At 66.9% G+C, this 25,603-nt stretch carries 22 protein-coding genes; 20 read left to right on the plus strand and 2 right to left on the minus strand.

Going from position 1 to position 25,603, the window contains the following annotated elements; genetic code table 11:
- Positions 1-277 precede the first annotated feature (277 nt).
- The gene (locus A7V84_RS18390) at positions 278-766 is read right to left on the minus strand and encodes a GAF domain-containing protein (protein ID WP_063491712.1); all 489 of its coding nucleotides are present in this window, start codon (positions 764-766) and stop codon (positions 278-280) included.
- A gap of 192 nt (positions 767-958) precedes the next feature.
- Here A7V84_RS18390 and A7V84_RS18395 point away from each other — a divergent pair, with 192 nt between their 5' ends.
- From A7V84_RS18395 to A7V84_RS18405, 3 genes are all read left to right on the plus strand, one after another.
- The gene (locus A7V84_RS18395; RefSeq protein ID WP_025514214.1) at positions 959-2,158 is read left to right on the plus strand and encodes an aminotransferase-like domain-containing protein; all 1,200 of its coding nucleotides are present in this window, start codon (positions 959-961) and stop codon (positions 2,156-2,158) included.
- A gap of 93 nt (positions 2,159-2,251) precedes the next feature.
- On the plus strand, positions 2,252-3,175 hold the full coding sequence (ubiA, locus tag A7V84_RS18400) for a 4-hydroxybenzoate octaprenyltransferase (RefSeq protein WP_063492557.1): 924 nt from the start codon (positions 2,252-2,254) through the stop codon (positions 3,173-3,175).
- A 265-nt stretch (positions 3,176-3,440) separates the two neighbouring features.
- Positions 3,441-3,821 (plus strand): DUF4148 domain-containing protein, encoded by a 381-nt coding sequence (locus tag A7V84_RS18405; protein ID WP_081976986.1) that lies wholly within the window; start codon positions 3,441-3,443, stop codon positions 3,819-3,821.
- Positions 3,822-3,902: 81 nt separating this feature from the next.
- Here A7V84_RS18405 and glcC read toward each other — a convergent pair whose 3' ends face one another.
- Positions 3,903-4,667 (minus strand): transcriptional regulator GlcC, encoded by a 765-nt coding sequence (glcC, locus tag A7V84_RS18410; protein WP_033535226.1) that lies wholly within the window; start codon positions 4,665-4,667, stop codon positions 3,903-3,905.
- A gap of 228 nt (positions 4,668-4,895) precedes the next feature.
- Between glcC and A7V84_RS18415 the strand changes: the two genes are divergently transcribed.
- The 17 genes from A7V84_RS18415 (at position 4,896) to A7V84_RS18495 (ending at position 25,596) form a co-directional block, all read left to right on the plus strand.
- Complete coding sequence (locus A7V84_RS18415; RefSeq protein ID WP_063491711.1) at positions 4,896-7,061, plus strand: malate synthase G; 2,166 nt, start codon at positions 4,896-4,898, stop codon at positions 7,059-7,061.
- A 502-nt stretch (positions 7,062-7,563) separates the two neighbouring features.
- Positions 7,564-8,610, plus strand: a complete 1,047-nt coding sequence (locus A7V84_RS18420; protein WP_025514224.1) for a Gfo/Idh/MocA family protein — start codon at positions 7,564-7,566, stop codon at positions 8,608-8,610.
- Positions 8,611-8,614: 4 nt separating this feature from the next.
- Complete coding sequence (locus tag A7V84_RS18425) at positions 8,615-9,184, plus strand: acyltransferase (RefSeq protein WP_025514226.1); 570 nt, start codon at positions 8,615-8,617, stop codon at positions 9,182-9,184.
- A gap of 5 nt (positions 9,185-9,189) precedes the next feature.
- On the plus strand, positions 9,190-10,290 hold the full coding sequence (locus tag A7V84_RS18430) for a DegT/DnrJ/EryC1/StrS family aminotransferase (protein WP_025514228.1): 1,101 nt from the start codon (positions 9,190-9,192) through the stop codon (positions 10,288-10,290).
- Complete coding sequence (wecB, locus tag A7V84_RS18435) at positions 10,290-11,372, plus strand: non-hydrolyzing UDP-N-acetylglucosamine 2-epimerase (RefSeq protein ID WP_063491710.1); 1,083 nt, start codon at positions 10,290-10,292, stop codon at positions 11,370-11,372. The genes A7V84_RS18430 and wecB overlap by 1 nt, the downstream gene beginning before the upstream one ends.
- 55 nt (positions 11,373-11,427) lie before the next feature.
- Positions 11,428-13,311: a polysaccharide biosynthesis protein gene (locus A7V84_RS18440; RefSeq protein WP_025514232.1), complete on the plus strand. Its 1,884-nt coding sequence runs from the start codon at positions 11,428-11,430 to the stop codon at positions 13,309-13,311.
- On the plus strand, positions 13,308-14,753 hold the full coding sequence (locus A7V84_RS18445; RefSeq protein WP_081695020.1) for a lipopolysaccharide biosynthesis protein: 1,446 nt from the start codon (positions 13,308-13,310) through the stop codon (positions 14,751-14,753). The genes A7V84_RS18440 and A7V84_RS18445 overlap by 4 nt, the downstream gene beginning before the upstream one ends.
- Positions 14,750-15,376, plus strand: a complete 627-nt coding sequence (gene hisH, locus A7V84_RS18450; RefSeq protein WP_025514236.1) for an imidazole glycerol phosphate synthase subunit HisH — start codon at positions 14,750-14,752, stop codon at positions 15,374-15,376. The genes A7V84_RS18445 and hisH overlap by 4 nt, the downstream gene beginning before the upstream one ends.
- Positions 15,370-16,131: an AglZ/HisF2 family acetamidino modification protein gene (locus A7V84_RS18455; protein WP_025514238.1), complete on the plus strand. Its 762-nt coding sequence runs from the start codon at positions 15,370-15,372 to the stop codon at positions 16,129-16,131. Before hisH ends, A7V84_RS18455 begins: the two co-directional genes overlap by 7 nt.
- Positions 16,132-16,309: 178 nt before the next feature.
- On the plus strand, positions 16,310-17,434 hold the full coding sequence (locus tag A7V84_RS18460; protein ID WP_033535227.1) for an N-acetyl sugar amidotransferase: 1,125 nt from the start codon (positions 16,310-16,312) through the stop codon (positions 17,432-17,434).
- 8 nt (positions 17,435-17,442) lie between these two features.
- Positions 17,443-18,699 (plus strand): hypothetical protein, encoded by a 1,257-nt coding sequence (locus A7V84_RS18465; RefSeq protein ID WP_063491709.1) that lies wholly within the window; start codon positions 17,443-17,445, stop codon positions 18,697-18,699.
- On the plus strand, positions 18,696-19,838 hold the full coding sequence (locus A7V84_RS18470) for an N-acetyl sugar amidotransferase (protein WP_082832949.1): 1,143 nt from the start codon (positions 18,696-18,698) through the stop codon (positions 19,836-19,838). Before A7V84_RS18465 ends, A7V84_RS18470 begins: the two co-directional genes overlap by 4 nt.
- A 2-nt stretch (positions 19,839-19,840) precedes the next feature.
- Positions 19,841-20,992 (plus strand): glycosyltransferase, encoded by a 1,152-nt coding sequence (locus A7V84_RS18475; protein ID WP_063491707.1) that lies wholly within the window; start codon positions 19,841-19,843, stop codon positions 20,990-20,992.
- Positions 20,982-22,250: a glycosyltransferase family 4 protein gene (locus A7V84_RS18480; RefSeq protein ID WP_231940166.1), complete on the plus strand. Its 1,269-nt coding sequence runs from the start codon at positions 20,982-20,984 to the stop codon at positions 22,248-22,250. The genes A7V84_RS18475 and A7V84_RS18480 overlap by 11 nt, the downstream gene beginning before the upstream one ends.
- Complete coding sequence (locus A7V84_RS18485; protein ID WP_025514251.1) at positions 22,247-23,185, plus strand: NAD-dependent epimerase/dehydratase family protein; 939 nt, start codon at positions 22,247-22,249, stop codon at positions 23,183-23,185. Before A7V84_RS18480 ends, A7V84_RS18485 begins: the two co-directional genes overlap by 4 nt.
- A gap of 16 nt (positions 23,186-23,201) precedes the next feature.
- Positions 23,202-24,206, plus strand: coding sequence for an MraY family glycosyltransferase (locus A7V84_RS18490; protein ID WP_063491705.1), 1,005 nt, complete (start codon positions 23,202-23,204; stop codon positions 24,204-24,206).
- Positions 24,207-24,348: 142 nt separating this feature from the next.
- The gene (locus A7V84_RS18495; protein ID WP_033535201.1) at positions 24,349-25,596 is read left to right on the plus strand and encodes an MFS transporter; all 1,248 of its coding nucleotides are present in this window, start codon (positions 24,349-24,351) and stop codon (positions 25,594-25,596) included.
- Positions 25,597-25,603 lie beyond the last annotated feature (7 nt).

The following is a 25,603-nucleotide window of genomic DNA, read 5'->3' on the forward strand; positions in this document are numbered from 1 at the left end:
ACTCCTTCGGTATGGGTTGGCCCGTACAGAAGTTCGACGTCGAGGAGGAAAAGGGAATGCGCCTGTCGCGCAGCCGGCTTCGCCGCTGTTCCGTCGCCCATCTGACGGAACAGCACGCTCCGGTCAGATGAGCGGCTGTTTTTTGGATTTCAGGCCGAATGCGGCCGTCACGCACGGAGCGTGGCGGGAAATCGCGCAAAGACGGGCCTGAACGGTCATCGAAAAAACATCGAAAATGAAAGTGCGGCGTTGAATCTACGCCGCACCGCCTGCCTTGTCAACGCGCCAGGCTATCCAGATACACCCGGCACAGGCCTTCCATGCCGACCCTGTCGGCATCGTCGAAGCGGCCCGGCATCGGGCTGTCGACATCCCACACCCCCAGCAGACGCCCGTCGAGAAACAGCGGCACTACGATCTCGGCGCGCGAGGCGGCGTCGCAGGCAATGTGGCCCGCAAAAGCGTGCACGTCGGGCACCAGCTGGGTCACCCCCTGGCTGGCGGCCGCGCCGCACACCCCGCGCGACAAAGCGATGCGCACGCAGGCCGGCTTGCCCTGAAAGGGGCCCAGCACCAGCTCCCGGCCATCAAAGAAATAAAAACCCGCCCAATTGATCTCCGGCACGGACTGCCATACCAGCGCCGCCAGATTGGCGGCATTGGCGATGCGGTCGTGCTCGCCGTCGAGCAGCGCGCGGGCCTGAGCCTGCAGGCCGCGGTAGAAATCGGGTTTCGAATCGGTGGGAAGCGCGTCAGCCTGGAACATGAGAGTCGGAAACGATGAGAAGGTCGGAAACAGCGTGCACACCCCGGCCGGCAAGGCCATGTAACAAAAAACGACTGTACCGGCAAAAATCGTACGTGGTGATTCCACCCCCGGGACCCGCAAGACGGTCCGGCCCCGGGCGCTGTGCCACAATAATCAGACCTGCATTATCTTCCTATGACAGAAAGCCACATGGACAAGCCCCTAGAACCCGCCTGCATTTTCTCGGAACGCGCCCAGCAACTGACCAGCTCGGCCATCCGTGAAATCCTCAAGGTCACCGAACGACCCGAGGTCATTTCCTTTGCCGGCGGCCTGCCGGCGCCCGGCGGGTTCCCGGTAGAGGTTGTACGCGCGGCGTTCGACAAGGTGCTGGCCACCAATGGCCGCGCTGCGCTGCAATATGGCCCGACGGAGGGCTATGCGCCGCTGCGCGAATGGGTCGCGGCCGACCTGACGCGCGCCGGCGCGACCGTCAGCGCCGACCAGATCCTGATCGTCTCCGGCTCCCAACAGGCCCTCGACCTGCTGGGCAAGGTACTGATCGACAAGGACAGCAAGGTGCTGGTCGAAGACCCCAGCTACCTGGGCGCGCTGCAATCCTTCAGCCTGTACCAGCCGCAATTCGTGCCGGTGCCCACCGATGAAGGCGGCCTGATCCCCGAGGCCATCACCCCCGAGCTGGCCGCCGGCGCCCGCGCGCTGTACGCGCTGCCCAACTTCCAGAACCCGACCGGCCGCACTCTCAATCTCGAGCGCCGCAAGGCGCTGGTGGCACGCGCGGCCGCCCTGGCCCTGCCCATCATCGAAGACGATCCCTATGGCGAACTGCGTTATGCCGGCGAGCCCCAGCCCGGCCTGCTGGCGCTGGGCGCCAAGGCCGGTGCGACCGTGATCCGCCTGGGCACCTTCTCCAAGGTGCTGGCCCCGGGGCTGCGCCTGGGCTATATCGCCGCACCGCAGGCCATCATCCAGAAGCTGGTGCAAGCCAAGCAGGCCACCGATCTGCACACTCCCACCCTGACCCAGATGGCCGTCTATGAAATCGTCAAGGACGGCTTCCTGGACGAGCACCTGCCGGCCGTGCGCGAAATCTACCGCCGCCAGGGCCGCTGCATGCTGGAGGCCATGGAGCGCGAGTTCCCCGCCGGCGTGAGCTGGACGCAGCCGGAAGGCGGCATGTTCCTGTGGGTCACGCTGCCGGCGCATGTCGACAGCAGCGCCCTGCTGGCCGAGGCCATCGCCCAGAACGTGGCCTTTGTACCGGGCGCGCCGTTCTATGCCGGCAAGCCCCAGGCCAACACCCTGCGCCTGAGCTTCGCCACGGTGCCGGAAGACCGCATCAAGGCCGGCATCGCCATTCTGGGCAAGCTGCTGGCCACCCACGTCTGAGCCAGGGCCAGCCGCAGCCTTGCGGTATAGTCGGGCGCTCGGCCATCACAGGCCGCGCGCCCGTTTTCTTTCTTGCAACCGGTATCGCTCAACGTGAGTTCCTCCCCCTCCCGCCCGACCGATCTGAACGACATCGTCCTGGATGATTGGGTCGAACGCTGGCTGCCCCGCCCGTGGCGGCCCTATGCCCGCCTGTGCCGCCTGGACCGCCCCATCGGCACCTGGCTGACGCTGCTGCCCTGTATCGCCGCTCTGATCCAGGCCGCCGGCGGCTGGCCCGACCTCAAGCGCCTGATCGTCTTCTCACTGGGGGCGCTGCTGATGCGTGGCATCGGCTGCACCGTCAACGACATGTGGGATCGCGACATCGACAAGCATGTCGAGCGCACCCGCTTTCGTCCCCTGACCAGCGGCCAGCTCAGCATGCGCCAGGCGGTGGTGTTCCTGCTTGCGCAGTTGCTGGTGTGCGCCTCGCTGCTGTTCTTCATCAACGAGCAAAGCCGCTGGTGGGCGCTGGGCGTGCTGCCCTTCGTGGCCATCTACCCCTTTTGCAAGCGCATCACCTACTGGCCCCAGGCCGTGCTCGGCATCTGCTTCAACTGGGGCATGCTGATGGCCTGGACCGACACCCAGAACCACCTGCCGCTGGCGGCCGTGGCCATGTGGCTGGGCGCGGTGCTGTGGCAGATCGGCTATGACAGCATCTACGCCTACGTGGACATGCGCGATGACCGCAGCCTGGGCCTGCGCTCGACCGCCATGCGCTTCGGCGACCGCGGCAAGGCCTGGATCGGCGGCTTCTACCTGGCCACCGTGCTGCTATGGGCCTGGGGCGGCTACGCCATGGGCCTGGGCCCGCTCTATCTGGTGGGCATGATGCTGGTCGCGCTGCACCTGAGCTGGCAGCTGGCCGTCTTCGACCTCAAGCGCCCCGACCGCAATTTCAAGCTGTTCCGCGCCAATCTCTGGACCGGCGTGCTGCTGGTCGGGGCCGCCCTGGCCGGCACGCTGCCCTGAGCGCGACCGACGCCGCCCGCCAAGCCACCCCCCGGGTGGCTTTTTCTTTGGGCCGGCGATCACGCGGGAAGAAAAACAACCCTACAGTTGGAATGTTCTGGTTAGTTCCCGGTTTATTACATCGAAAATTGGAACAATGTTTTCTGATACCAAGGGTTTATCCCAGGATCATAAAAGCACAGAATGACTTCACACGGAAACAAACCGAGGCTAAGCAAACCCTCCAGCCCCCGTTTGAATCCTCAACCGATTTGGAGGATCCATCATGAAATCATTCGCCACCGCCGCCCTGCTGTCCCTGTCCGTCATGGCTGGCGCCCAAGCCGCCGACACCACCCCGACCCGCGCCCAGGTGCAGGCCGAACTGGAACAGGCCAAGGCTTCCGGTCAATACACCTTCGGTGAAGAAGGCTATCCGGTGATCGTGTCGCACGGCGCCAGCCTGTCGTCGGCCCAGGTGCAAGACGAACTGGCTCAGGCGCGCAACGCCGGCCAGATGGCATCGAGCGAGCAGGCCTACCCGCCCGTGACGGCAGTCTCGGCAGCCACGCCTGACCGCGCCCACGTGCGCGCCGAACTGGAGCAGGCCCGCGACGCCGGCCTGGTCACCTTCGGCAACCTGGACTACCCGCCCACCCACGGCTGATTCCCCGCGCCGGGGTCCCCCCGCCCCGGCAGGCCCGGCCCGTAAGGGTCGGGCCTTTTTGTTTTTGTCAGGCACGCGCCCTCAGGCCCATCCCTCCAGACGCAGGGTCGCGCGCACCAGCCTTTCGCCTTCCTGTTCGATTTCCTTCAGGCTCTGCCGCACGCTGTTGACGTGCTCGGTGGCGGCTTTCTGCGCCTGATCGGGCAGGCGGCCGATCACCGCGTTGAACAACCGCGTGTGCTGGCGGTCGATCTGCTGTTTGTGCGGCTCGCGGTGATAAAGGTTGTCGACACAAGCGAACACGGACCCCAGCATCAGGTCGGTGAGCGACTGCAGCGTATGCACCAGCACCGGATTGTGCGAGGCCTCGCAGATTGCCAGATGAAAGGCATGATCCAGATGCGCATGCGTCGCGCTGTCGGTCTGCACACCCTGGGCGGCCATCATGGCCTCGTAGCGCCGCCGGATCAGAATGAAATCGGCCTCGGTGCCACGGATCGCCGCCAGGCGGGCGGATTCGCCTTCCAGTAGGGCGCGCACTTCCAGCAGGTCATACAGCGTGCGCGGCTGCGAGTGGAACAGATGCACCAGCGGGCGCGCATCCACCTGGGCGATGCGCGCCACGAAGGAGCCCCGCCCCTGCTCGGTGCGGATGATGCCGCGCGCACGCAACAGGCGCAGCCCCTCGCGCAGGGCGCTGCGCGACACCCCCAGCTTCTCGGTCAGCCGCCGCTCCGACGGCAAAGGCTGATCCGCCTTGAGCACGCCGTCGACGACCAGCTGCTCGATTCTCTCGGCCACGACTTCGGCCACCTGGCGGCGCTTGCCGCCGTGCTCCGTCACGATTGCATCCACTGGTATGACCAGCTCGTGGCTGGCTCCGGAAAAAAGGAAATCGGATACTCAATACCCTGAAATATAACCAGTACTGCCGGAATTCTCCGGACGACGCACTGCACAAACTGGTATGACCAGTGCCCTCATGGGTAGACATTGCCGTCCCCCTCGCCGATCATTTCCGCATCGCGGCATGCCGCCAGGGTTTCCTGACTTTTCTCTTTTCCGAGCACCATCATGAGCGAACGCATTGCCCAATCCGGCCTGCAGGTGGCGGCCGAACTGCACCATTTCGTCGAGCGCGAGGCGCTGCCCGGCTCGGGCCTGGACAGCCAGGCCTTCTGGGACGGCTTTGCCGCCCTGATCCATGAGTTCGCCCCGCGCAACCGTGCGCTGCTGGCCGAGCGCGACCGCCTGCAGGCGGCACTGGACGACTGGCACCGCGCCCATCCCGGCCCGGTCCGCGATCCGGCTGCCTATCGTCGCTTTTTGCAGGAGATCGGCTATCTGCAACCCGTGCCGGCCGAGGTCCGGGCCCGCACCGCCAACGTCGACGACGAAATCGCCCGCCAGGCCGGCCCGCAGCTGGTGGTGCCGATGTCCAATGCGCGCTATGCCCTGAACGCGGTCAATGCGCGCTGGGGCAGCCTGTATGACGCGCTCTACGGCACCGATGCCATTGCTGGCCCGATCGGTCCGGACTACGACCCCGTGCGCGGCCAGGCCGTGATCGAGCGTGCGCGCGCGGTGCTCGACGGCGCGGCCCCGCTGACACAAGGCTCGCACCGGACGGCCACCGCCTACCGCGTGCGCGATACGCAACTGCGCGTGACCACCGACGCCGGCGAAACCGGCCTGAAGGATCCGGCCCGGTTCGTCGGGTATCGCGGCGCACCCGACGCGCCCGAGGCCATCCTGCTGTGCAACAACGGCCTGCACCTTGAAATCCAGATCGATGCCCGGCACCCGGTGGGGGCGAGCGACCCGGCCGGCGTGAAAGACCTGCTGCTGGAAGCCGCCCTGACGACCATCATGGATTGCGAAGACTCGGTGGCCGCCGTGGACGCCGCCGACAAAACCCATATCTACCGCAACTGGCTGGGCCTGATGCGCGGCGACCTCACCGAGCAGGTCTCCAAGCAGGGCAAGACCTTCACGCGCCGCATGAATCCGGACCGCGACTATCTCGACGCCCGGGGCCGGCCCTTCACCCTGCCGGGCCGCTCGCTGCTGTTCGTGCGCAATGTCGGCCACCTGATGACCAACCCCGCCATCCTGGACCGCGACGGCCAGGAAGTGCCCGAAGGCATCATGGACGCCGTGCTGACCTCGCTGGCCGCGCGCATCGATCTGCAGCAGCGGCGCAATTCGCGCCAGGGCTCGATCTACATCGTCAAGCCCAAGATGCATGGCCCGGCCGAAGTCGCCTTCGCCGACGCCCTGTTCGCGCAGGTTGAAGCGCTGCTGGCGCTGCCCCCGAACACGCTCAAGATGGGCATCATGGACGAAGAGCGCCGCAGCAGCGTCAACCTCAAGGCCTGCATCGCCGCCGCAGCCGAGCGGGTGGCCTTCATCAACACCGGCTTTCTGGATCGCACCGGCGACGAAATGCATTCCGTCATGCAGGCAGGCCCGATGCTGCGCAAGGGCGACATGAAATCGAGCGCCTGGATCCAGGCCTATGAGCGCAACAACGTGCTGGTCGGGCTGGATTGCGGCCTGCGCGGACGCGCCCAGATCGGCAAGGGCATGTGGGCCATGCCCGACCTGATGGCCGCCATGCTGGAGCAGAAGATCGCCCATCCCAAGGCCGGCGCCAATACGGCCTGGGTGCCTTCGCCCACCGCCGCCACCCTGCATGCGCTGCACTACCACGAGGTCGACGTGAGCGCCGTGCAGCAACAACTCGAACAGACCCGGCTGGCCGAAGTGGCCGACGACCTGCTGGCCGGGCTGCTGACCCTGCCCATCGGCGACCCCTCGGGCTGGAGCGCCGAAGACATCCAGCGCGAGCTCGACAACAACGTGCAAGGCATCCTGGGCTATGTGGTGCGCTGGGTCGACCAGGGCGTGGGCTGCTCCAAGGTGCCGGACATCAACAACATCGGCCTGATGGAAGATCGCGCCACGCTGCGCATTTCCAGCCAGCACATCGCCAACTGGATGCTGCATGGCATCGTGACGCAGGAGCAGGTCCAGGCGAGCTTCGCGCGCATGGCCGCCGTGGTCGATCGCCAGAACGCGGACGATCCCGCCTATCTGCCGATGGCCGGCCACGCCGAGAGCTCCTATGCCTTGCGAGCCGCCCAGGCCCTGGTGTTCGAAGGCCTGGTACAGCCCAACGGCTACACCGAGCCGCTGCTGCACGCCTTCCGCCTCGCCTTCAAGGCGGCGCGCGACTGACGCCCGGTGGCGTCCCGCCGGTGCCTGACGCGCCGGCGGGCCGTCAGTGCGGGCGCACCCCCGGAATGACACCTCGGCGCCCCGAGCGGGGCGCCCGCCACGCTCAGGCAACGGCCCCGATCATCCTGATCGGCACGGCCCTCCCCCACGCGGGCCCTACCCGCCCGACACGCAGCGCCTGCTCGCTTTTTGATATCCCCGCGTGACCGGCGAGGCGCCATTGCCCGCGCGGCCAGACGACGGCATGCGGCCCATGTCGCGGCGCAATACCGCCAGAAAACAATAATGAATCTTATTAACCAATCGACATGCCTCGAAATACCAACCGGCCATACCCTGTCGATAACGATGAATCCCTTTTTCAAGGTATGAATTGGGTGCATGGACCGTACTTGATTTTGGGTTTGGAACCCGAATCACGGTAATATTCTCTGACACTCCGCAGGGCCATTTCCTGCTGAATAAAACCGATAACACCGATCCGCGCGATCCCGCCTCTCACATGACCCCTATTTCTGATCGAAAGATCCGTTTTGCCCTGGTAGGCTGCGGACGGATCTCCAAGAATCATATTGCCGCCATCGCCCAGCACAGCGATCGCGCCGAGCTGGTCGAGGTGTGCGACACCAATCCCCAGGCCCTGCAGGCGGCAGCCGAAGCCACCGGCGCCACGCCCTATGCCTGTCTGACCGATCTGCTGGCCAACAGCCGCGCCGATGCCGTCATCCTGGCCACGCCATCGGGGCTGCACCCCTGGCAAGCCATCGAGATCGCCCAGTCCGGTCGCCATGTCGTCAGCGAAAAACCCATGGCCACGCGCTGGGAAGACGGCAAGCGCATGGTCAAGGCCTGTGACGAAGCTGGCGTGCGCCTGTTCGTGGTCAAGCAGAACCGCCGCAACGCCACCTTGCAACTGCTCAAGCAAGCCATCGAACAGAACCGTTTCGGCCGCATCTTCATGGTGACCGTGAACGTCTTCTGGACCCGCCCCCAGGAGTACTACGATGCCGCGCGCTGGCGCGGCAAGTGGGAATGGGACGGCGGCGCCTTCATGAACCAGGCCAGCCACTACGTGGACCTGCTGGATTGGCTGATCGGGCCGGTCGAGAGCGTTTACGCCTATACCGCCACGCTCGCGCGCCGCATCGAGGCCGAGGATACCGGCGTGGCCGCCCTGCGCTGGCGCCACGGCGCCATGGGCTCGATCAACGTCACCATGCTCACCTATCCGCAGAACCTGGAAGGTTCCATCACCGTGCTCGGTGAAAAGGGCACGGTGCGCGTGGGCGGCGTGGCCGTCAACCGGATCGACGAATGGAAGTTCGCCGAGCCGCATGAAGACGACGACAAGATCCGCGACGCCAGCTACGAGACCTCGTCGGTCTATGGCTTCGGCCACCCGCTCTACTACGACAACGTGATCCGTACCCTGCGCGGCGAATGCGAACCCGAAACCGACGGTCGTGAAGGCCTGCAGTCGCTGGCCCTGCTGACGGCCATCTACCGCTCGGCCCGCGACGGCGTTCGCGTGCCGCTGCCCCTGGACTGACGCCATGACCATACATCCCAGCGCCATCGTCGATGATGGCGCCCGCATCGGCGCAGGAACCCGCGTCTGGCATTGGGTCCATATCTGTGGTGGCGCCGAAATCGGCGAGCACTGCTCGCTCGGCCAGAACGTGTTCGTGGGCAATCGCGTGCGCATCGGCAACCGCGTCAAAATCCAGAATAACGTCTCCGTCTATGACAACGTGTTCATCGAAGATGATGTGTTCTGCGGCCCCAGCATGGTGTTCACCAACGTCTACAACCCGCGCGCGGCCATCGAGCGCAAAAGCGAATACCGCGACACGCTGATCCGCCAGGGCGCCACCCTGGGCGCGAACTGCACCATCGTCTGCGGTGCGACCGTCGGCCGCTATGCCTTCATCGGCGCCGGCGCCGTGGTGAACCGGGACGTGCCCGACTTTGCCCTGATGGTGGGCGTGCCCGCACGTCAGATCGGCTGGATGAGCCGCCACGGCGAACAGCTCGACCTGCCCCTGAGCGGCGACGGCCAGGCCCGTTGCCCGCATACCGGCGACCAATACCGCCTCCACAACGGCGTCTGCCAACTGGTGTGAACCGCATGCAATTCATCGACCTCAAAACGCAATACCGGGCTCTGCGCGACCCCATCAATGCCCGCATCCAGACCGTCCTCGACCACGGCCAGTACATCATGGGTCCGGAAGTCAAGGAGCTGGAGACGGCGCTGGAGCACTTCAGCGGCGCACGGCACTGCATCACGGTGTCCTCCGGCACCGAGGCGCTGCTGATCGCGCTGATGGCGCTGGGCGTGAAGGCCGGCGATGAAGTGATCACCACGTCGTTCACCTTCGTGGCGACGGCAGAGGTGATCGTGCTGCTGGGCGCCGTGCCGGTCTTCGTCGATGTCGAGCCCGACACCTGCAACATCAAGGTGGCCGACATCGAGGCGCGCATCACCGCGCGCACCAAGGCCATCATCCCGGTGTCGTTGTACGGCCAGTGCGGCGACATGGACGAGGTCAACGCCATCGCCGCCAGGCATGGCATCGCCGTGATCGAGGATGCGGCCCAGAGCTTCGGCGCCACCTACAAGGGCAAGAAAAGCGGCAACCTCTCGACCATCGGCTGTACCAGTTTCTTCCCGAGCAAGCCGCTGGGCTGCTATGGCGATGGCGGCGCCCTGTTCACCAACGATGATGCGCTGGCCCAGGCCATGCGCGAGATCCGCGTGCACGGCCAATCGGCCCGCTACTACCATACCCGCGTGGGCGTGGGCGGCCGCATGGACACCCTGCAGTGCGCCGTCGTGCTGGGCAAGCTGGAACGTTTCGAATGGGAGCTGCAGGAGCGTCGCCGCATCGGCGCGCGCTACCAGGCGCTGCTGGCCGACCTGCCCGGCGGCGCGCGCACCGTCACCGTGCGCCCTGACCGCGACAGCGTCTGGGCCCAGTTCACGGTCATCGTGCCGCAACGCGATCAGATCGCAGCCCGCCTCAAGGAGGCCGGCATCCCGACCGCGATCCACTATCCGCGTCCCATCCACGCGCAACCGGCCTACGCCGAATTCGCCGCAGGCGACACGCCGGTCTCGGACATGCTGGCCGCCTCGGTGATGAGTCTGCCCATGCACCCCGATCTTGATGCCGAGACGCAGGATCACATCGTCCAGGCCCTGAAAACGGCCCTGAACCAACTCTGATGCCCAAGAAAATCCTCACCGTCCTGGGCGCACGCCCGCAGTTCATCAAGGCGAGCGTCGTCTCGGCGGCCATCGCGGCGCATCCGCAGTTGCAAGAGGTGGTGGTTCACACCGGCCAGCACTTCGACGCCAACATGTCGGATGTGTTCTTCCAGGAACTGGGCATGAACGCCCCGCAGCACCACCTGGACATCCATGGCGGAGGCCATGGCGAGATGACCGGCCGCATGCTGATCGCGCTGGAGCGCGTCCTGCAGCAAGAGCGCCCCGACACCGTGCTGGTCTACGGCGACACCAACTCGACCCTGGCCGGCGCCCTGGCGGCGGCCAAGTTGCACATCCCGGTGGCGCACGTCGAGGCCGGCCTGCGTTCCTTCAACATGCGCATGCCCGAAGAGGTCAACCGGGTGCTGACCGACAGGCTCTCCAGCCTGCTGTTCACGCCCACCGACACCGCCACGCAGCACCTGCTTGCCGAAGGCATGGACGCCGCGCGCATCCAGCAAGTGGGGGACGTCATGCTGGACGTGGCGCGCTTTCATGGCGCACGCACCGGCGAGAATGACGATCTGCTGCGCCGCCACGGGCTGGTGCCGGGGCAGTACATCCTGGTCACCATTCATCGGGCCGAGAACACCGATCATCCGCAGCGCCTGCGCGCCATCGTCGCCGCCCTGCTGGAGACCGCCCGCTCGCAGACCGTCGTCTGGCCCCTGCACCCGCGCACCAAGCAGATCCTGCAGCAGCTGGGCCTGGAACAGGAACTGGCCAGCCGCATCCGGCTGATCGACCCGGTCGGCTATCTGGACATGGTGCGCCTGGAGAAACACTGCGCACTGGTGCTGACCGACTCCGGCGGCGTACAGAAAGAAGCCTTTTTCCATCAGCGCCCCTGCGTCACGGTGCGCGACGAGACCGAATGGACCGAACTGGTCGAGGCCGGCTGGAACCGTCTGGCCCCGCCCGAATCGGCCGGGATCATCGTGCAGGCGGTACAGGCGGCCTTGACGGCCACGCCCGGCCAGATCCAGCCTTATGGCGATGGCACCGCTGCCGTTCGCATCGCCGAGAGCCTCGCCTGATATCAGGGCCGCCGCGATGCTGCAGCGGCCCCTTTATGCCTATCCTCCCGGGACTATGTTCCAACCTGTCGCTCCGATCCGACGCACGTTCGTCAATCTGCCCCGGCGTGGCAAGCAGGTGCTGGCCATCGCGGCCGACACCTGCCTGCTGTTCGTCGCCTTCCAGCTCGCCAGCTGGCTGCGCTTCGAACTGTTCTTCTTCGACCACCACTACCTGCTGTTCAATCTGGTCGCCTGTGCGGCGGGCGTGAGCGCCTTCGCCGCCCTGGGCTTGTACCGCTACATCCTGCGTTACATGAACGAACGCGTGGTGTTGTCCATCATGGGCGGCATCATGGTTTCGATGATGGCCGTGGTGACCGTGGACCGCTTCCTGGAACTGGGCCGGGGCCTGTCCCGCGGCCTCCTGGTGATCTACGGCCTGGTGGCGCTGGTGCTGCTGGTGGGCATGCGCATCTTCGCGCGCCGCGCCCTGTTCCCGCGCACCGGCATGATCTCGGCCGAGCGCAGCATCCCGGTCATCATCTATGGCGCCGGCGGCGCCGGCTCGCAACTGGCCTCGGCCCTGCATGCCGGCCCCCACTATCGCGTGGTGGCGGTGCTGGACGACGACCCCCGCAAGCAGGGCCTGATGATGGCCAGCATCCGCATCCACGCGCCATCCCGCCTGCCGGCGCTGATCGCACGCCACAAACCGCGCCAGCTGCTCATCGCCATGCCGTCGGCCTCGCAGGGGCGCGTGCGCGAGATCATCGAAAGCGTCTCCGAGCACGCGCTGCGCATCCGGCTGGTGCCCAGCATGCGCGAACTGGTCACCCCGAGCGACGGCCCGCGTCTGCGCGATCTGCAGATCGAGGACCTGCTGGGTCGCGATCCGGTCGCCCCCCTGCCCGATCTGCTCGGGCGCTGCGTCACCGGCCGCGTGGTGATGGTCAGCGGCGGCGGCGGATCGATCGGCTCGGAACTGTGCCGCCAGATCCTGGCGCTGCGCCCCCGCAAGCTGGTGATCCTGGAGATCTCCGAGGCTGCGCTCTATCTGGTCGACCAGCTGCTGCGCGGCCAGGCCGATGCCGCCGAGGTCGAGATCGTGCCGGTGCTGGGGTCGGTGCGCGACGCAGCGCTGTGCCGGCGGGTCTTCCAGACCCACGGCGTGCAGACCATCTATCACGCGGCGGCCTACAAGCACGTGCCCATCGTCGAGTACAACCCCGCAGAGGGCGTCCTGACCAACGCCTTCGGCACCCTGACCCTGTCGCACTGTGCCGTGCAGTGCGGCGTGCAGGACTTCGTGCTCATTTCCACCGACAAGGCCGTGCGCCCGACCAACGTCATGGGAACGTCCAAGCGCCTGGCAGAACTGGTGCTGCAAGGTCTGTCGCAGACCAGCGCGGCCACGCGCTTTTCCATGGTGCGCTTCGGCAACGTGCTGGGCAGCTCGGGCAGCGTGGTGCCGCTGTTCCAGAAGCAGATCCTCGCCGGCGGCCCCATCACGCTCACCCATCCCGACATCACGCGCTACTTCATGACCATCCCGGAGGCCGCCCAGCTGGTGCTGCAGGCCGGCTCGATGGGCGAGTCCGGCTCGGTGTTCGTGCTGGACATGGGCGAGCCCGTGCGCATCGTCGACCTGGCCCATCGCATGGTGCGCCTCTACGGCCTGACGGTACGCAGCGGTCCGCAGAACGATGGCGACATCGACATCCAGATCACCGGCCTGCGCCCGGGAGAAAAACTCTACGAAGAACTGCTGATCGGCGGCGATGTCTCCCAGACCGAGCATCCGCGCATCCTGAAGGCCCGCGAGCGCGACATCCCCTACGATGAACTGATGCGCCGGCTGGACGAGCTGCAGACGGTGCTGGCCAGCGGCGACCGCAAGGCCTTGATCGGCCTGCTCACGAAACTGGTGCCCGAGTTCCACCCCAGCACACAACCATGAGTTTCCGCCGCAACGTCCTCGCGATGCTCACGGGCACGGCCATGGCCCAGGCCATCCCGCTGGCCATCTCGCCCCTGCTGACGCGGCTGTACTCTCCCGAGGCCATCGGCCTGCAAACGCTGTTCATGGGCTGGGCGGCCGCGCTGGGCGTGGCGGCCACCTGCCGCTACGACCTGGCCGTGGTGCTGCCCGACAAGGAAGAAGACGCCGACCACCTGACGGCGCTGGTGCTCGCGCTCAGCGCAGGCGTGCTGCTGTTGCTGGCCCTGACCGTGATGCTGTTCGGCCCGGCGCTGCGCGAAGCCGCGGGCTATCCCGGCCAGCACAGCTGGTTGTGGCTGCTGCTGCCGATGCTGGCCGGCACCACCCTGACGCTGCTGGCCAGCGCCCATGCGGCGCGCGCCCGTCATTTCACGCCGGTGGCGCGCGCGGCCGTCTTCAACCAGGCCGCCTATGCCCTGATCGCCGTGGCCATCGGGCTGATCGGCGCCCAGGCCGATGGCCTGGTGTGGGCCAAGGTCGGCGGACAGGCCGTCGCCGCCGCGACGGTGCTGCTGGTGTTCGGTGCCAGCCTGCGCCGCGCCTTGCGCGGCATCCGGTGGGCCTCGCTGCGCGCCAGCGCCGCGCGCTACCGCCAGTTTCTGGTCTACAACACACCCTATAGCCTGATCGGCACCGTCGCGCGCGACATGCCGATCTTTGTCTTCGCAGCCATGTCGGCCACCAGCGCAGCCGGCTTCTACGGCCTGACGCGCAGCGTCCTGATGGCGCCCACGCTGCTGGTCTCCAATGCCCTGAGCCAGGTGTTCTACCGCGAGGCCGTGGCGTTGCGCGGCAGCCCCCGGCTGCTCGCGCTGACGCTGGCGCTGCTGCGCCTGGGGCTGATGGCAGGCGCGCCGCTGTTCGCTTTCTGCGCCCTGTGGGGCGATGAGGTCTTCGCCCTGCTGTTCGGCCCGGGCTGGCGGCGCGCCGGCGAGTACGCCATGATCATGGCGCCGGCGGCCTGGATGGCCCTGCAGACCGGCTGGCCCGAACGCCTGTTCGAGGTCTGCATGCGCCAGGACCTGTCATTCAAGGTGCAGATCGGCGCCGACATCGTCATGGCCGCCTCGGTCATCGTGCCGCTGGCGCTGGGCCATGATGTCATCGTCGCCATCGCGGCCTTCACGGTCGCCAATCTGCTCTATCACCTGGTGTACCTGGGCGCCATTTTCCGCGCCGCCGGCTTCGAGGCGACGAGCCTGGGCCGGCTGCTGGGCGCGGGTTGGCTGCGCTTCGCGCTCATCTGTCTGGCGCTGGCCATCGTGCGCGAACTGAGCGACGCCTCGCTGGCCGCCGGCGCACTCCTGGCCGTGCTGTGCGCCGGCGGCGCCCTGCTGGCGGCCCGGACCCACTGGCGCCAGGTCACCACTCTCATGCAAGCCAAGGAAGCTACCCCATGATCGCCATCGTGGACTACGACATCGGCAACGTCGGCTCGGTGCTGAACATGCTGCGCAAGGTCGGTGCGCAGGCACAGATCACCCGCGATCCGGACACGCTGCGCGCCGCCGACAAACTGGTGCTGCCCGGCGTGGGCGCCTTCGACGAAGCGGTGGCCAACCTGCGCCGTTTCGGGCTGTGGGAGCTGCTCGACGAACTCGTGCTGCAGGCGCGCAAGCCCATCCTGGGCGTGTGCCTGGGCGCCCAACTGATGACGCGCTCCAGCGAAGAAGGCAGCCAGCCCGGCTTCGGCTGGCTGGATGCGCGCATCCAGCGCTTTCGGTCGACCTCCGAGACGCCGCTGCGCGTGCCGCACATGGGCTGGAACCTGGTCACGCCCACGCGCCCCGACATCGGCATCTTTCAGGATGTGCCGACGCCCATGCGCTTTTACTTCGTACACTCTTACCACATGGTGACCGACGATCCGGCGCTCGCGCTGGCCACCACCCCCTACGGACAGCCCTTCGTGAGCGTCCTGGGCCGGGACAACATCCTCGCCATGCAGTATCACCCCGAAAAAAGCCATAAATACGGGCTGCAGATCTATCGCAACTTTGCCGAGCGCTTCCCATCGTGCTGAAGACCCGCATCATTCCCTGCCTGCTGTTGCGCGGCCGCGGACTCTACAAGACCGTCAAGTTCAAAGACCCTACCTATGTGGGCGACCCGGTCAACGCGGTCAAGATTTTCAACGAGAAAGAAGTCGATGAACTGATCCTGCTCGACATCACCGCCACAGCCCAGCAACGCGGGCCCGATTTCGAACTCATCGAAGACATCGCCAGCGAGTGTTTCATGCCGCTGAGCTATGGCGGCGGGGTGACCTCGCTGGAACAGATGCGCCGGCTCTACCGGCTGGGCGTGGAGAAAATCTCGCTCAATTCGGCGGCCTATACCAACCGGCAACTGGTGCAGCAAGCCTGCGCGACGTTCGGCAGCTCCAGCGTGACCGCCTCGATCGACGTGCGCAAGACCTTCCTGGGCAAGTATGAGGTCTGGATCAACGCCGGCAAGACCAACACCAAGGAAGATCCCATCCGCTACGCCCAGGCCCTGTCGCAGGCGGGCGTGGGCGAGATCCTGGTCAACAGCATCGACCGTGACGGCACCATGGCCGGCTACGACCTGGCCTTTCTCGAAAAGCTCGCCGCCTCGGTAGACACCCCCATCATCGCCTGCGGCGGGGCCGGCTCGCTGGCGCACATGCGCGAGGCCGTCGATCGGGCGCACATCCCCGCGCTGGCGGCAGGCAGCCTGTTCGTCTTCCATGGCCGCCACCGCGCCGTGCTCATCAATTACCCGTCCCAGCAGGCCCTGGAAGCCCTGTTCGCCTGAGCCCCGCCGCCGCAGCGGAATCAGTGCCAGATCCCCTTGCCCGCCCCGCCACGGGCGGGCAAGGGTCAGTAAAATCGGATATCCAGCCCTTGACGGCATGATGCCGCCCATGGTGGCGCTGCCGCCGGGCGCAGTCATGCGACGCGCGGCCATGCGCCGCAATATGCAACAGGAAACTATGAACTCTCGCCCTTATCAGCAATGTACCCGGTGCGTCATGGACACCACGGACCCGGACATCACATTCGATGAGCAGGGGCTGTGCAGCCACTGCCAACGCTACGACCTGATGGTGCGCGACATCGTCGATCGCGCCACGCGCGACGAGCGTCGGGCCGAGCTGGAAGCGGTGGTCGCCCGGATCAAGGCTGCCGGCCAGGGCAAGGACTACGACTGCATCATGGGCCTGAGCGGCGGGGTCGACAGTTCGTACATCGCCTACCTGACCCGCGAACTGGGCCTGCGCCCGCTGGCGGTGCACTTCGACAGCGGCTGGAACTCGGAGCTGGCCGTCAGCAACATCGAGAACATCGTCAAGCGCCTGGGTATCGACCTCTACACCCATGTGGTCAACTGGGATGAGATGCGCGACCTGCAACTGGCCTTCTTCAAGGCATCGGTGGCCAACTGTGACATCCCGACAGACCATGCCTTCCCGGCCATCCTGCTGAGCCAGGCCGCCAAGCACGGCATCAAGTACGTGCTGTCGGGCAGCAACTACGCCACCGAGTTCATCCTGCCGTCGTCCTGGGGCTATCAGTCCGGGGACCTGCGCCACCTGAAGGACATCCACCGCCAGTTCGGCCAGGGCCGCCTGCGCGAGTACCCGACCATCGGCTTTTTCAAGCAGTACATCTGGTATCCGTACATCCGTCGCATCAAGACCGTCAAGCTGCTGAACTACCTGCCCTACAACAAGTTCGAGGCCAAGCAGATCATCATGCGCGAGCTGGGCTGGCGCGATTACGGCGGCAAACACTATGAGTCGGTGTTCACGCGCTTTTTCCAGGGCTATTACCTGCCGACCAAGTTCGGCTACGACAAGCGGCTGGCCCACCTGTCCTCGTTGATCAACTCCGGTCAGCTCAGCCGCGAGCAGGCGCTCCAAGAGCTGCGCGAACCGACCTACGACCCGGCGCTGCAGGCCGAGGACAAGCGCTTCGTGGCCAAGAAGCTGGGCGTGAGCGTGGACCAACTGGACGCCATCTTTGCCCAGCCCAACAAGGACTACACCGCCTACAAATCCTACGCCAAGCTGTTCGACGTGGGCCTGAAGGTCAAGCGCTCCTTCACCAAGCTGTGACGCCACCCATGCGGAAGGTGCTTTCGCAGCATCGCGTCTTCGTCATCTACTGCGCGTCGCTATTGTGGCTGACGATGACGGCCCTCGGCCATGCCCTCTGGAACGGCCGGGGTCCGGGCCACGCGCCGTTTCTGGCGGGGCTGCTGCTGACCACCATCCTGGCCTATCTGGCCCTGTGGACGCTGACGGACCGGCTGGCGCCCCGGGCAACGGCCTGGACCCGCGAACGTCCACGGCACGGCACTCCTCTGAAACCCTGGCAGCACGGGCTGCTCTGGGGGCTGGCCCTGCTGCTGGCGGCCATCTTCGCGGCCCATCTCCTGCGGCTGGGACAAATTCCCCTGCTGGCCGCGCTGGCCGCGCCCGACGATGAAACCACCACCCTGATCCGTCAGCAGGCCTACCTCGATCTGCCACGCTGGCAGCGCTATCTGAGCGACTACGGCATCAAGGCGCTGGCGCCGGCCTTGTTGCTGATCAGCGTTTTTTACCGTCAGCGGGTTTTCTGGTTCGTCCTGTGCATTGCCTGCCTGTATGCGGTGGCAATGTTTGCCCGCATCCTGCCGGTGATCGTGCTGCTGCCGCTGCTGGTGTATCTGCTGCTGGAGCGCCGCTGGCTGGCGCTGGCGCTGAGCGCAACGCTGCTGGGCGCGCTGCTGGCCATCTCGACGGCCGCCTCGGCGCCTTCCATCCGCGCCAGCTTCGCCACCGCGCTGGCGCCGGCGGCCGCTGCCCAGGCCGCACCCGCCCCCGTCGCCGACGCAGCGCCCCCGAACCTGATGCAGCGGCTGCGGCACGACTCCGTGCTCTACGCGGTGGCCAAGCGCGCGCTCTACATTCCCGGCCAGGTCATCGACCAATGGTTCGCCTTCTATGCCGACCCGCAGGCCCGCGAAGGCGGCTGCGGCTACCGGCTGATGGCGCGCGCCCTCGGCTGCCCCTATGTCTCCGTCCCGGCCAAGCTCTATCAGGCCTACTATCCGGAGAACGTGCGCAACGGCATGAAGGGCAACTTGAATGCCGCATCCTTCATGCTTGATTACGCCAACTTCGGCCCCCTTGGCGCCTTGCTGGGCGCCGTGCTGGCCGCGTGGCTGTTCTGTCTCATCACGCTGATCTATCGCGACCACCCGCTGGCCGTGCCGATGAACCTGCCCCTGGTGCTCGCCAGCATGGAAACCAGCCTGCTCACGGCGCTGAACTCCGGCGCCGGCTGGCTGGCCATGACAGCGTTGTTCCTTCTCTTCTTCCGCACACCGAAATGACTTCAGCTCCCTACCCGCAGCGGCCCTACCAGCAATGCACGCGTTGCCTGATGGATACCTCGGACCCGGTCATCACCTTCGACCAGGATGGCGTATGCAACCACTGCACCCGCTACTTCACCCGCGTGCAGAACGAAGTGCATCGCGGCGCGGCAGGCGAAAGCATGCTGGCCCGCATCGCCGAACGCATCCGTGCCGAAGGGCGCGGCAAGGACTATGACTGCATCGCCGGCGTGAGCGGCGGCGTGGACAGCACCTTCGTCATCTACAAGCTCAAGCAGCTGGGATTGCGCCCGCTGGCCGTCCACCTGGACAACGGCTGGAACTCCGAACTGGCCGTGCAGAACATCAAGAACGCCCTGGACGCGCTGCAGATCGATCTGCAGACCTACGTGATCGACTGGGAAGAGTTCAAGGACCTGCAGATGTCCTTTCTGCGCGCCTCGGTGCCGAACTGCGAAATCCCGACCGACCACGCCATCACCGCCACGCTGCTGAACACCGCCAGGCGCATCGGCACTCCCTATGTGATCAACGGCAGCAACGTGGTCACCGAAGGCATCCTGCCGATTTCCTGGGTCTATTACAGCCACGACCTCAAACATATCCGGGCGCTGCATGCGCGCTTTGGCACGCAGCGGCTGAAGACCTTCCCGCAGATCGGGCTGCCGTCCTTCACGCTGCGCATCCTGCGCGGCAAGTACCGCATGGTGAACCTGCTCAACTACCTGGATTACGACAAGGCGGCGGCCATGCAGACCATGCAGAACGAGCTGGGCTGGAAGTACTACGGCGGCAAGCACTACGAGTCCATCTACACCCGCTGGTATCAGGGCTATTACCTGCCGACCAAGTTCGGCTTCGACAAGCGCCGCGCCCACCTGTCGGCCCTGGTCTGCGCCGGCCAGATGACGCGCGAGCAGGGGCTGCAGGAAATGGCGCACGATCCCTACCAGCACAACGACCTGGCCGGCGACACCGAGTTCGTGCTGAAGAAGTTCGGCATCAGCCAGGGCGAGCTGGACGCGCTCATTGCCGCGCCCAACCGCAAGCACACCGACTATCCCAACCAGGCCCGCTTCATCGAAGGCATGGCTAGCTTTCGCCAGTACATCCGCCAGCGGGCCAAGAACGTCTAACGATGGCAGATCGACTCAATCTCCACATCTACCCCTCGCCGCTGACGCACGAGAGCCGCATCCTGCGGCTGACCGATGCGCTGGCGCAGGCAAATGTGTTCGACCGCTTCGAGGTCATCGGCGTGGCCGCCGAAGGACTGCCTGCGGAACAGGATGTCGACGCCCGGCGCCGCTTCGTGCGCGTGCCGCGCAAGGCCTTCGCCGCACGCAACTCGCTGGTCGCCAAGACAGTCAAGACGGCCGAATGGTCCCTGCGCGTGCTGGCGCGCCTGCGCAAACGCAAGGTCGCCTGCATCAACGCACATAGCCTGGCCGTGCTGCCCTTGTGCTATGTCGCCAGCCGGATCACCGGCGCGGCGCTGGTCTATGACACCCACGAGCTCGAAACGGAAACATCCGGCTTCAAGGGGCTGCGTCAGAAGCTGGGCCGATGGGTCGAGCGTCTTTTGATCAAGCGCTGCCATACGGTCTTTGCCGTGAGCGACAGCATTGCCGACTGGTACGTGCAGCGCTACGGCATCGCGCGCCCGACCGTGGTGCGCAACATTCCCCAGTTCCGCGCCCCGGCCGACGAGGCGCGCGATGGCCGCTGGCTGCGCGAGCGCCTGGGCATCCCGACGGATGCGACGCTGTTCATCTACCAGGGCGGTTTCATTGCCGGACGCGGACTGGAGCGTCTGCTGCGCGTGTTCCGGCAAGCGAATCCCGACCGGCACCTGGTATGCATGGGCAGCGGCCCCCTGACCGGGCTGGTCGCGCAAAGCGCGGCCGAGGCCGCCAACATCCACCTGCTGCCGCCGGTCAGCCCGCAGGAGGTCCTCGGCTACACCTGCGCGGCCGACGTCGGCATCTGCCTCACCGACGACTCCTGCCTGTCGCATTACTACTCCTTGCCCAACAAGATATTCGAGTATCTGCACGCCGGCCTGCCCATCATTGTGAACCCGCTCATCGAGCAGCAACGCATCGTCGAACAGTACCGCTGCGGGTGGGTCGCGCCGGCCGAGGATGAGGCCCTGCTGACCCTGCTCAATGGCATCGACCGCGCCAGCCTGGCCGCCTGCGACCCGCGCCCTGCCGCCGAGGCCTTCAACTGGCCGGCCGAGGCGCAACGCCTGGTCGAACGTTACCGGAGCGATGGCCTTGACCACTGACGCCCCCCGCCTCATCCGCAACATCTGGTACGTGCACCCCTATGCGGGCGGCCCGGGCGTGGGCCGCTACAGCCGCCCCTATTACCTGAGCCGCCAATGGCAGCAGCAGGGCGTGCGCGCCACCATCATCACGGCCGCCTTCCACCATCTGCTCGATGAGCCGCAGCAAGCCGGGCATCGGCGCATCGGCGGGGTCGACTACGCCTTCCTGCCGGCCCACGCCTACCAGGGCAATGGCCTGGGGCGGCTGCGCAACATGTTCGGATTCAGCGCCCGCCTTTATACCCAGGCCGGCGCCCTGCGCGAGCGCTACGGCACGCCGGACCTGATCATCGGCTCCAGCCCCCACCCTTACGCCTTCCCGGCCGTCCAGGCGGTGGCCCGGCGATTCGGTGCGCAATCGGTCTTCGAGGTGCGCGATCTCTGGCCGCTGAGCCTGGTGGAGCTGGCCGGCGTCTCGCCCGGCCATCCGCTGGTGCGCCTGACCGGCGCGATCGAACGCCATGCCTATCGGCGCGCCGACTACGTGGTGTCGTTGCTGCCCTGCACGCGCGACTACATGGAAGCCGCCGGCCTGCCGCCGGCGCACTGGCGCTACATCCCCAACGGCGTGCACACCGACGAGAGCGCCGATGCCGGCGCCGGCGCCGGCGAAGCCTGCGTGCAGCTGGCGCTGCGCTGGCGGGCCGAAGGCCGGGCCGTGGTCGTCTACGCGGGCGCGCTGGGCAAGCCCAACCACGTCGACTCCCTGGTCAAGGCCATCGCCCGCCTGAAGGCCGAAGGCCAGAACCACATTGCCGCCATCATCGTCGGTCGCGGCGAACTGCAGGACAGCCTGCGCGCCGAGATCGAGGCCGGCGGCCTGAGCGACCAGGTGGCCCTGTTCGGGCAGATCCCCAAGGCCGCCGTGCATACCCTGCTGGCCAGCGCCTCGGTCGGCTATATCTCGCTGCGGCCCGAACCCTTGTTCCGCTTCGGGGTCAGCCCCAACAAACTGTTCGACTACATGCTGGCCGGCCTGCCGGTGCTGTTCGCCGTACAGGCCGGCAACGATCCCGTCGGCGAAGCCGGCTGCGGCGTCTCGGTCAACCCGGGCGACCCTGCCGCCATCGCCGACGGCCTGAAGCAGCTCTGCCTGCAGGACGAAGCCGCCCGTCAGGCCATGGGACAACGCGGCCGCGACTATGTCCTCGCGCGCCACAGCTACGAAGCGCTGGCGCAGGCCTACCTGAACCTCGCGACGGAGCCGGCGGCATGAGCGCGCCGATCCTCGTGACCGGCGCGGCCGGCTACATCGGCCAGGCCACGGTGGCGCGCCTGCGCAGCGCAGGCATCCCGGTGCGCGCCCTCACGCGAAGGGCCGCGCCGCCGGCCCTGCCCGGCCTGAGCTGGATCGTGCGCCCCGATGGCCTGCCGCAAGCGGGCGACCTGGACGGCTGCCAGGCCGTCATCCACCTCGCCGGACGCGCCCACACCGGCACCGTCATGCACCAGGGCGTCGACCTCTTTGACGCCGCCAACCACCTGCTGGCGCGTGACTGCGCCCTGGCCGCGCGCCAGGCAGGTGTGGCCCGCTTCGTGCTGGTCAGCACCCTGGGCGTGCATGGCAATGTGTCGCAGCGGCCCATCGACGAAGCCTCGCCGCTGCTCGGCGACACCCCCTATGCGCGCGCCAAGATCGCCGGCGAAAACGCCGTGAGCGCCGCGCTCGAGGGCAGCGCCACGCGCCGCGTGACGGTACGCCCGCCGATGATCTACGGCCCGCACTGCCCGGGCAACTTCAGCCGCCTGCTGCGGCTGGTGCAACGCGGCCTGCCCCTGCCCTTCGGCTCGGTACGCGCACGACGCTCGTTCATGCACGTGGACAACCTGGCCGACTTCCTGGCCTATTGCGCCGCCGACACCCCTGCGCAAGGCCTCTACACCGTCGCCGACGGCAGCGACTACACCCTGCCGCAACTGATCGGCCGCATCGGCCAGGGCCTGGGCCAGCCCGTCCGCCTGCTGCCCTGCCCTCCGGGCCTGTTGCGCGCGCTGGCCCGGCTGGCCGGCAAAGCCCGCGAAGTCGACAGCCTCACCCGCCCCATGCTGGTGGACTGGCGTCACGCCCGGGCCAGCGGCTGGGCGCCCCCCCTGCCCCCCGACAACGCCCTGGACCAAGCCATCCAGGCCTACGCCACCCCACGTTCCTGAGCGCCCGATCCAGACCATGCTCGCCCTTACGCTGTTCTACGCCCTGACCTTTCTGTTCGCCATCGCAGCGACCCGCGCCAGCCTGGCCTGGGCGCTGCACAAAGCGATCATCGACCAGCCCAATCACCGCAGCTCTCACACCCGCGCCACCCCGCGTGGCGGCGGCCTGGGCATCGTGGCCGCCTGCGTGCTGGCGCTGGCCGCCGCCACCCTTACCGGCTGGCTGGAACCCCGTGTCGCCGGCGCGCTGGCCTGCGGCCTGCCGATAGCCCTGACCGGCTACATCGACGACCGGGTCTCGCTATCGGCACGGCTGCGCCTGCTGGTGCAGGCGCTTTGCGCCCTGGGCGCGCTGACGCTGCTCTCGCCCCTGCCCACGCTCGAGCTCTCCGGCTGGACGCTGCCGGCGGCCGTGACCTTCGGCCTGTACTTCCTGGCCACGATCTGGCTTACCAATCTGTTCAACTTCATGGATGGGATCGACGGCATCGCCGCCGGCCAGGCCATCGCCGCCGGCCTGGTGTGGTACGTGCTGCTGGGGCCTGCCATCGCCCTGCCCCTGATCGTGCTGGCCGTGGCAGCCGCCGGCTTCCTGGTCTACAACCGTCCGCCGGCGCGTATCTTCATGGGCGATGTCGGCAGCGCCTTCTGCGGCTTCTACATCATGGTCGCCACCCTGGCCATGGGCCAGCAGGCCGGGCTGTCCTGGCCGCTGGCCTGGTTCCTGCCGGTCGCCCCCTTCATCCTAGATGCCACCCTCACCCTGATCACGCGCATCCTGCGCGGCCAACGCCCCGGCCAGGCGCACCGTTCGCATGCCTACCAGATCCTGACGCGCCGTGCCGGCCGCCACGGCCCGGTCAGCGTCGCCTACACGGCCATCGCCGTCGTCTGGTTCGGCGCGGCCACCTGGCTGGCGATCCGCCCCGACGCGACCCTCACGTTGGCGGTGCTGGCCATCGCCCTGCTGCCGCCGGCATTCGCCCTGCTGTGGCTGGGCGCCGGACGCGAAGACCGCTGAAGCGCCCCCCCGGCCGCCCGCCTCGCGGGCGGCCCGATGACTAGTCATTCCGGCCAGTCCCCCCTGGCCGCCAGACCAATGGCAGGTGCATCCCCTGCGCCTTAGGCTATGCGAGTCTTTTCGCCGGCCTTCCGAGCGCATCATGCCCGCAGCCCCTGCCCCGCACCGCCACACATCCTGGCGTGTGCTTCTGTCCAGCACCTTCGCATTCACCATCTGTTTCGCCGTCTGGGTGATCTTCGCCGTGCTGGCCATTCCCATACGGCAACAGCTCGATCTGTCCGAAACCCAGTTCGGCCTGCTGGCGGCCATGCCGGTGCTTTCGGGTTCGCTGCTGCGCGTGCCGCTGGGCATCTGGACCGACCGCTATGGCGGACGCCCCGTATTCATGGCGCTGATGCTGGCCACCGTACCTCCGCTGTGGCTGCTCTCCTACGCCACGGCGTACTGGCAGTTTCTGGTGCTGGCACTTTTCATCGGCGTAAGCGGCGCATCGTTCTCGGTCGGCACGCCCTATGTGGCGCGCTGGTTCGCGCGCGAGCAGCAAGGCCTGGCCATGGGCGTGTTCGGGGCCGGCAATTCCGGCTCGGCCATCACCAAGTTCGTCGCCCCGGCCCTGATCGCGGCCGCCGGCGCCTGGACCATCGTTCCCAAGGTCTACGCCGTGGCGCTGCTGGTGACGGCCGTGGTCTTCTGGAGCCTGTCGGCCAGCGATCCCGCCCACCTCGTGAGCCAGCGCACCAGCCTGCGCGACCAGCTTGCCCTCTTGCGCGACAAACGCGTCTGGCGCTATTGCCAGTACTACTCGGTCGTGTTCGGCGGCTACGTCGCGCTGGCGCTCTGGATGACCAAGTACTACATCGGCGAGTACGGCTTCGGCATCGCCGCCGCCGCGCTGCTGGCGGCCAGCTTCTCGTTGCCGGGCGGCGTGCTGCGCGCACTGGGCGGCTGGATCGCGGACCGCTATGGCGCCTTTCGCACGACCTGGTGGGTGATGTGGGTGTGCTGGGTGGCCTTTTTCATCCTCAGCTATCCCCAGACGCATCTCAGTATCCAGACCACCACCGGCACGCAGCAGTTCGACCTTGCGCTCGGCCCGGTGCCCTTCACGCTGCTGCTGTTCACGGTAGGGGTGGCCATGGCCATCGGCAAGGCGTCGGTCTTCAAGTTCATCGCCGATGAGTTCGGCCAGAACATCGGCGCCGTCTCCGGCATCGTCGGCCTGGCGGGCGGCCTGGGCGGATTCCTGCTGCCCATCCTGTTCGGTGTCCTGCTCGACCTGACCGGCGTTCGCTCCAGCGCTTTCATGCTGCTCTACGGCACGGTCTGCGTTTCGCTGATCTTCATGCATTACAGCTTCCGCGCCACCGCGCCCCGGGACGCTGCCTGAGCGTCTT

The sequence above is a fragment of the Bordetella trematum genome (assembly GCF_900078335.1).
In the GTDB taxonomy this organism is placed as follows: domain Bacteria; phylum Pseudomonadota; class Gammaproteobacteria; order Burkholderiales; family Burkholderiaceae_B; genus Bordetella; species Bordetella trematum.

Bases quoted from the DNA above. Each gene is read 5' to 3' on its own strand.
- A7V84_RS18390 (WP_063491712.1), bottom strand. From the start codon at position 766: ATGTTCCAGGCTGACGCGCTTCCCACCGATTCGAAACCCGATTTCTAC.
- A7V84_RS18395 (WP_025514214.1), top strand. From the start codon at position 959: ATGGACAAGCCCCTAGAACCCGCCTGCATTTTCTCGGAACGCGCCCAG.
- A7V84_RS18405 (WP_081976986.1), top strand. From the start codon at position 3,441: ATGAAATCATTCGCCACCGCCGCCCTGCTGTCCCTGTCCGTCATGGCT.
- A7V84_RS18415 (WP_063491711.1), top strand. From the start codon at position 4,896: ATGAGCGAACGCATTGCCCAATCCGGCCTGCAGGTGGCGGCCGAACTG.
- A7V84_RS18420 (WP_025514224.1), top strand. From the start codon at position 7,564: ATGACCCCTATTTCTGATCGAAAGATCCGTTTTGCCCTGGTAGGCTGC.
- A7V84_RS18425 (WP_025514226.1), top strand. From the start codon at position 8,615: ATGACCATACATCCCAGCGCCATCGTCGATGATGGCGCCCGCATCGGC.
- A7V84_RS18430 (WP_025514228.1), top strand. From the start codon at position 9,190: ATGCAATTCATCGACCTCAAAACGCAATACCGGGCTCTGCGCGACCCC.
- wecB (WP_063491710.1), top strand. From the start codon at position 10,290: ATGCCCAAGAAAATCCTCACCGTCCTGGGCGCACGCCCGCAGTTCATC.
- A7V84_RS18440 (WP_025514232.1), top strand. From the start codon at position 11,428: ATGTTCCAACCTGTCGCTCCGATCCGACGCACGTTCGTCAATCTGCCC.
- A7V84_RS18445 (WP_081695020.1), top strand. From the start codon at position 13,308: ATGAGTTTCCGCCGCAACGTCCTCGCGATGCTCACGGGCACGGCCATG.
- hisH (WP_025514236.1), top strand. From the start codon at position 14,750: ATGATCGCCATCGTGGACTACGACATCGGCAACGTCGGCTCGGTGCTG.
- A7V84_RS18460 (WP_033535227.1), top strand. From the start codon at position 16,310: ATGAACTCTCGCCCTTATCAGCAATGTACCCGGTGCGTCATGGACACC.
- A7V84_RS18465 (WP_063491709.1), top strand. From the start codon at position 17,443: ATGCGGAAGGTGCTTTCGCAGCATCGCGTCTTCGTCATCTACTGCGCG.
- A7V84_RS18470 (WP_082832949.1), top strand. From the start codon at position 18,696: ATGACTTCAGCTCCCTACCCGCAGCGGCCCTACCAGCAATGCACGCGT.
- A7V84_RS18475 (WP_063491707.1), top strand. From the start codon at position 19,841: ATGGCAGATCGACTCAATCTCCACATCTACCCCTCGCCGCTGACGCAC.
- A7V84_RS18485 (WP_025514251.1), top strand. From the start codon at position 22,247: ATGAGCGCGCCGATCCTCGTGACCGGCGCGGCCGGCTACATCGGCCAG.
- A7V84_RS18490 (WP_063491705.1), top strand. From the start codon at position 23,202: ATGCTCGCCCTTACGCTGTTCTACGCCCTGACCTTTCTGTTCGCCATC.
- A7V84_RS18495 (WP_033535201.1), top strand. From the start codon at position 24,349: ATGCCCGCAGCCCCTGCCCCGCACCGCCACACATCCTGGCGTGTGCTT.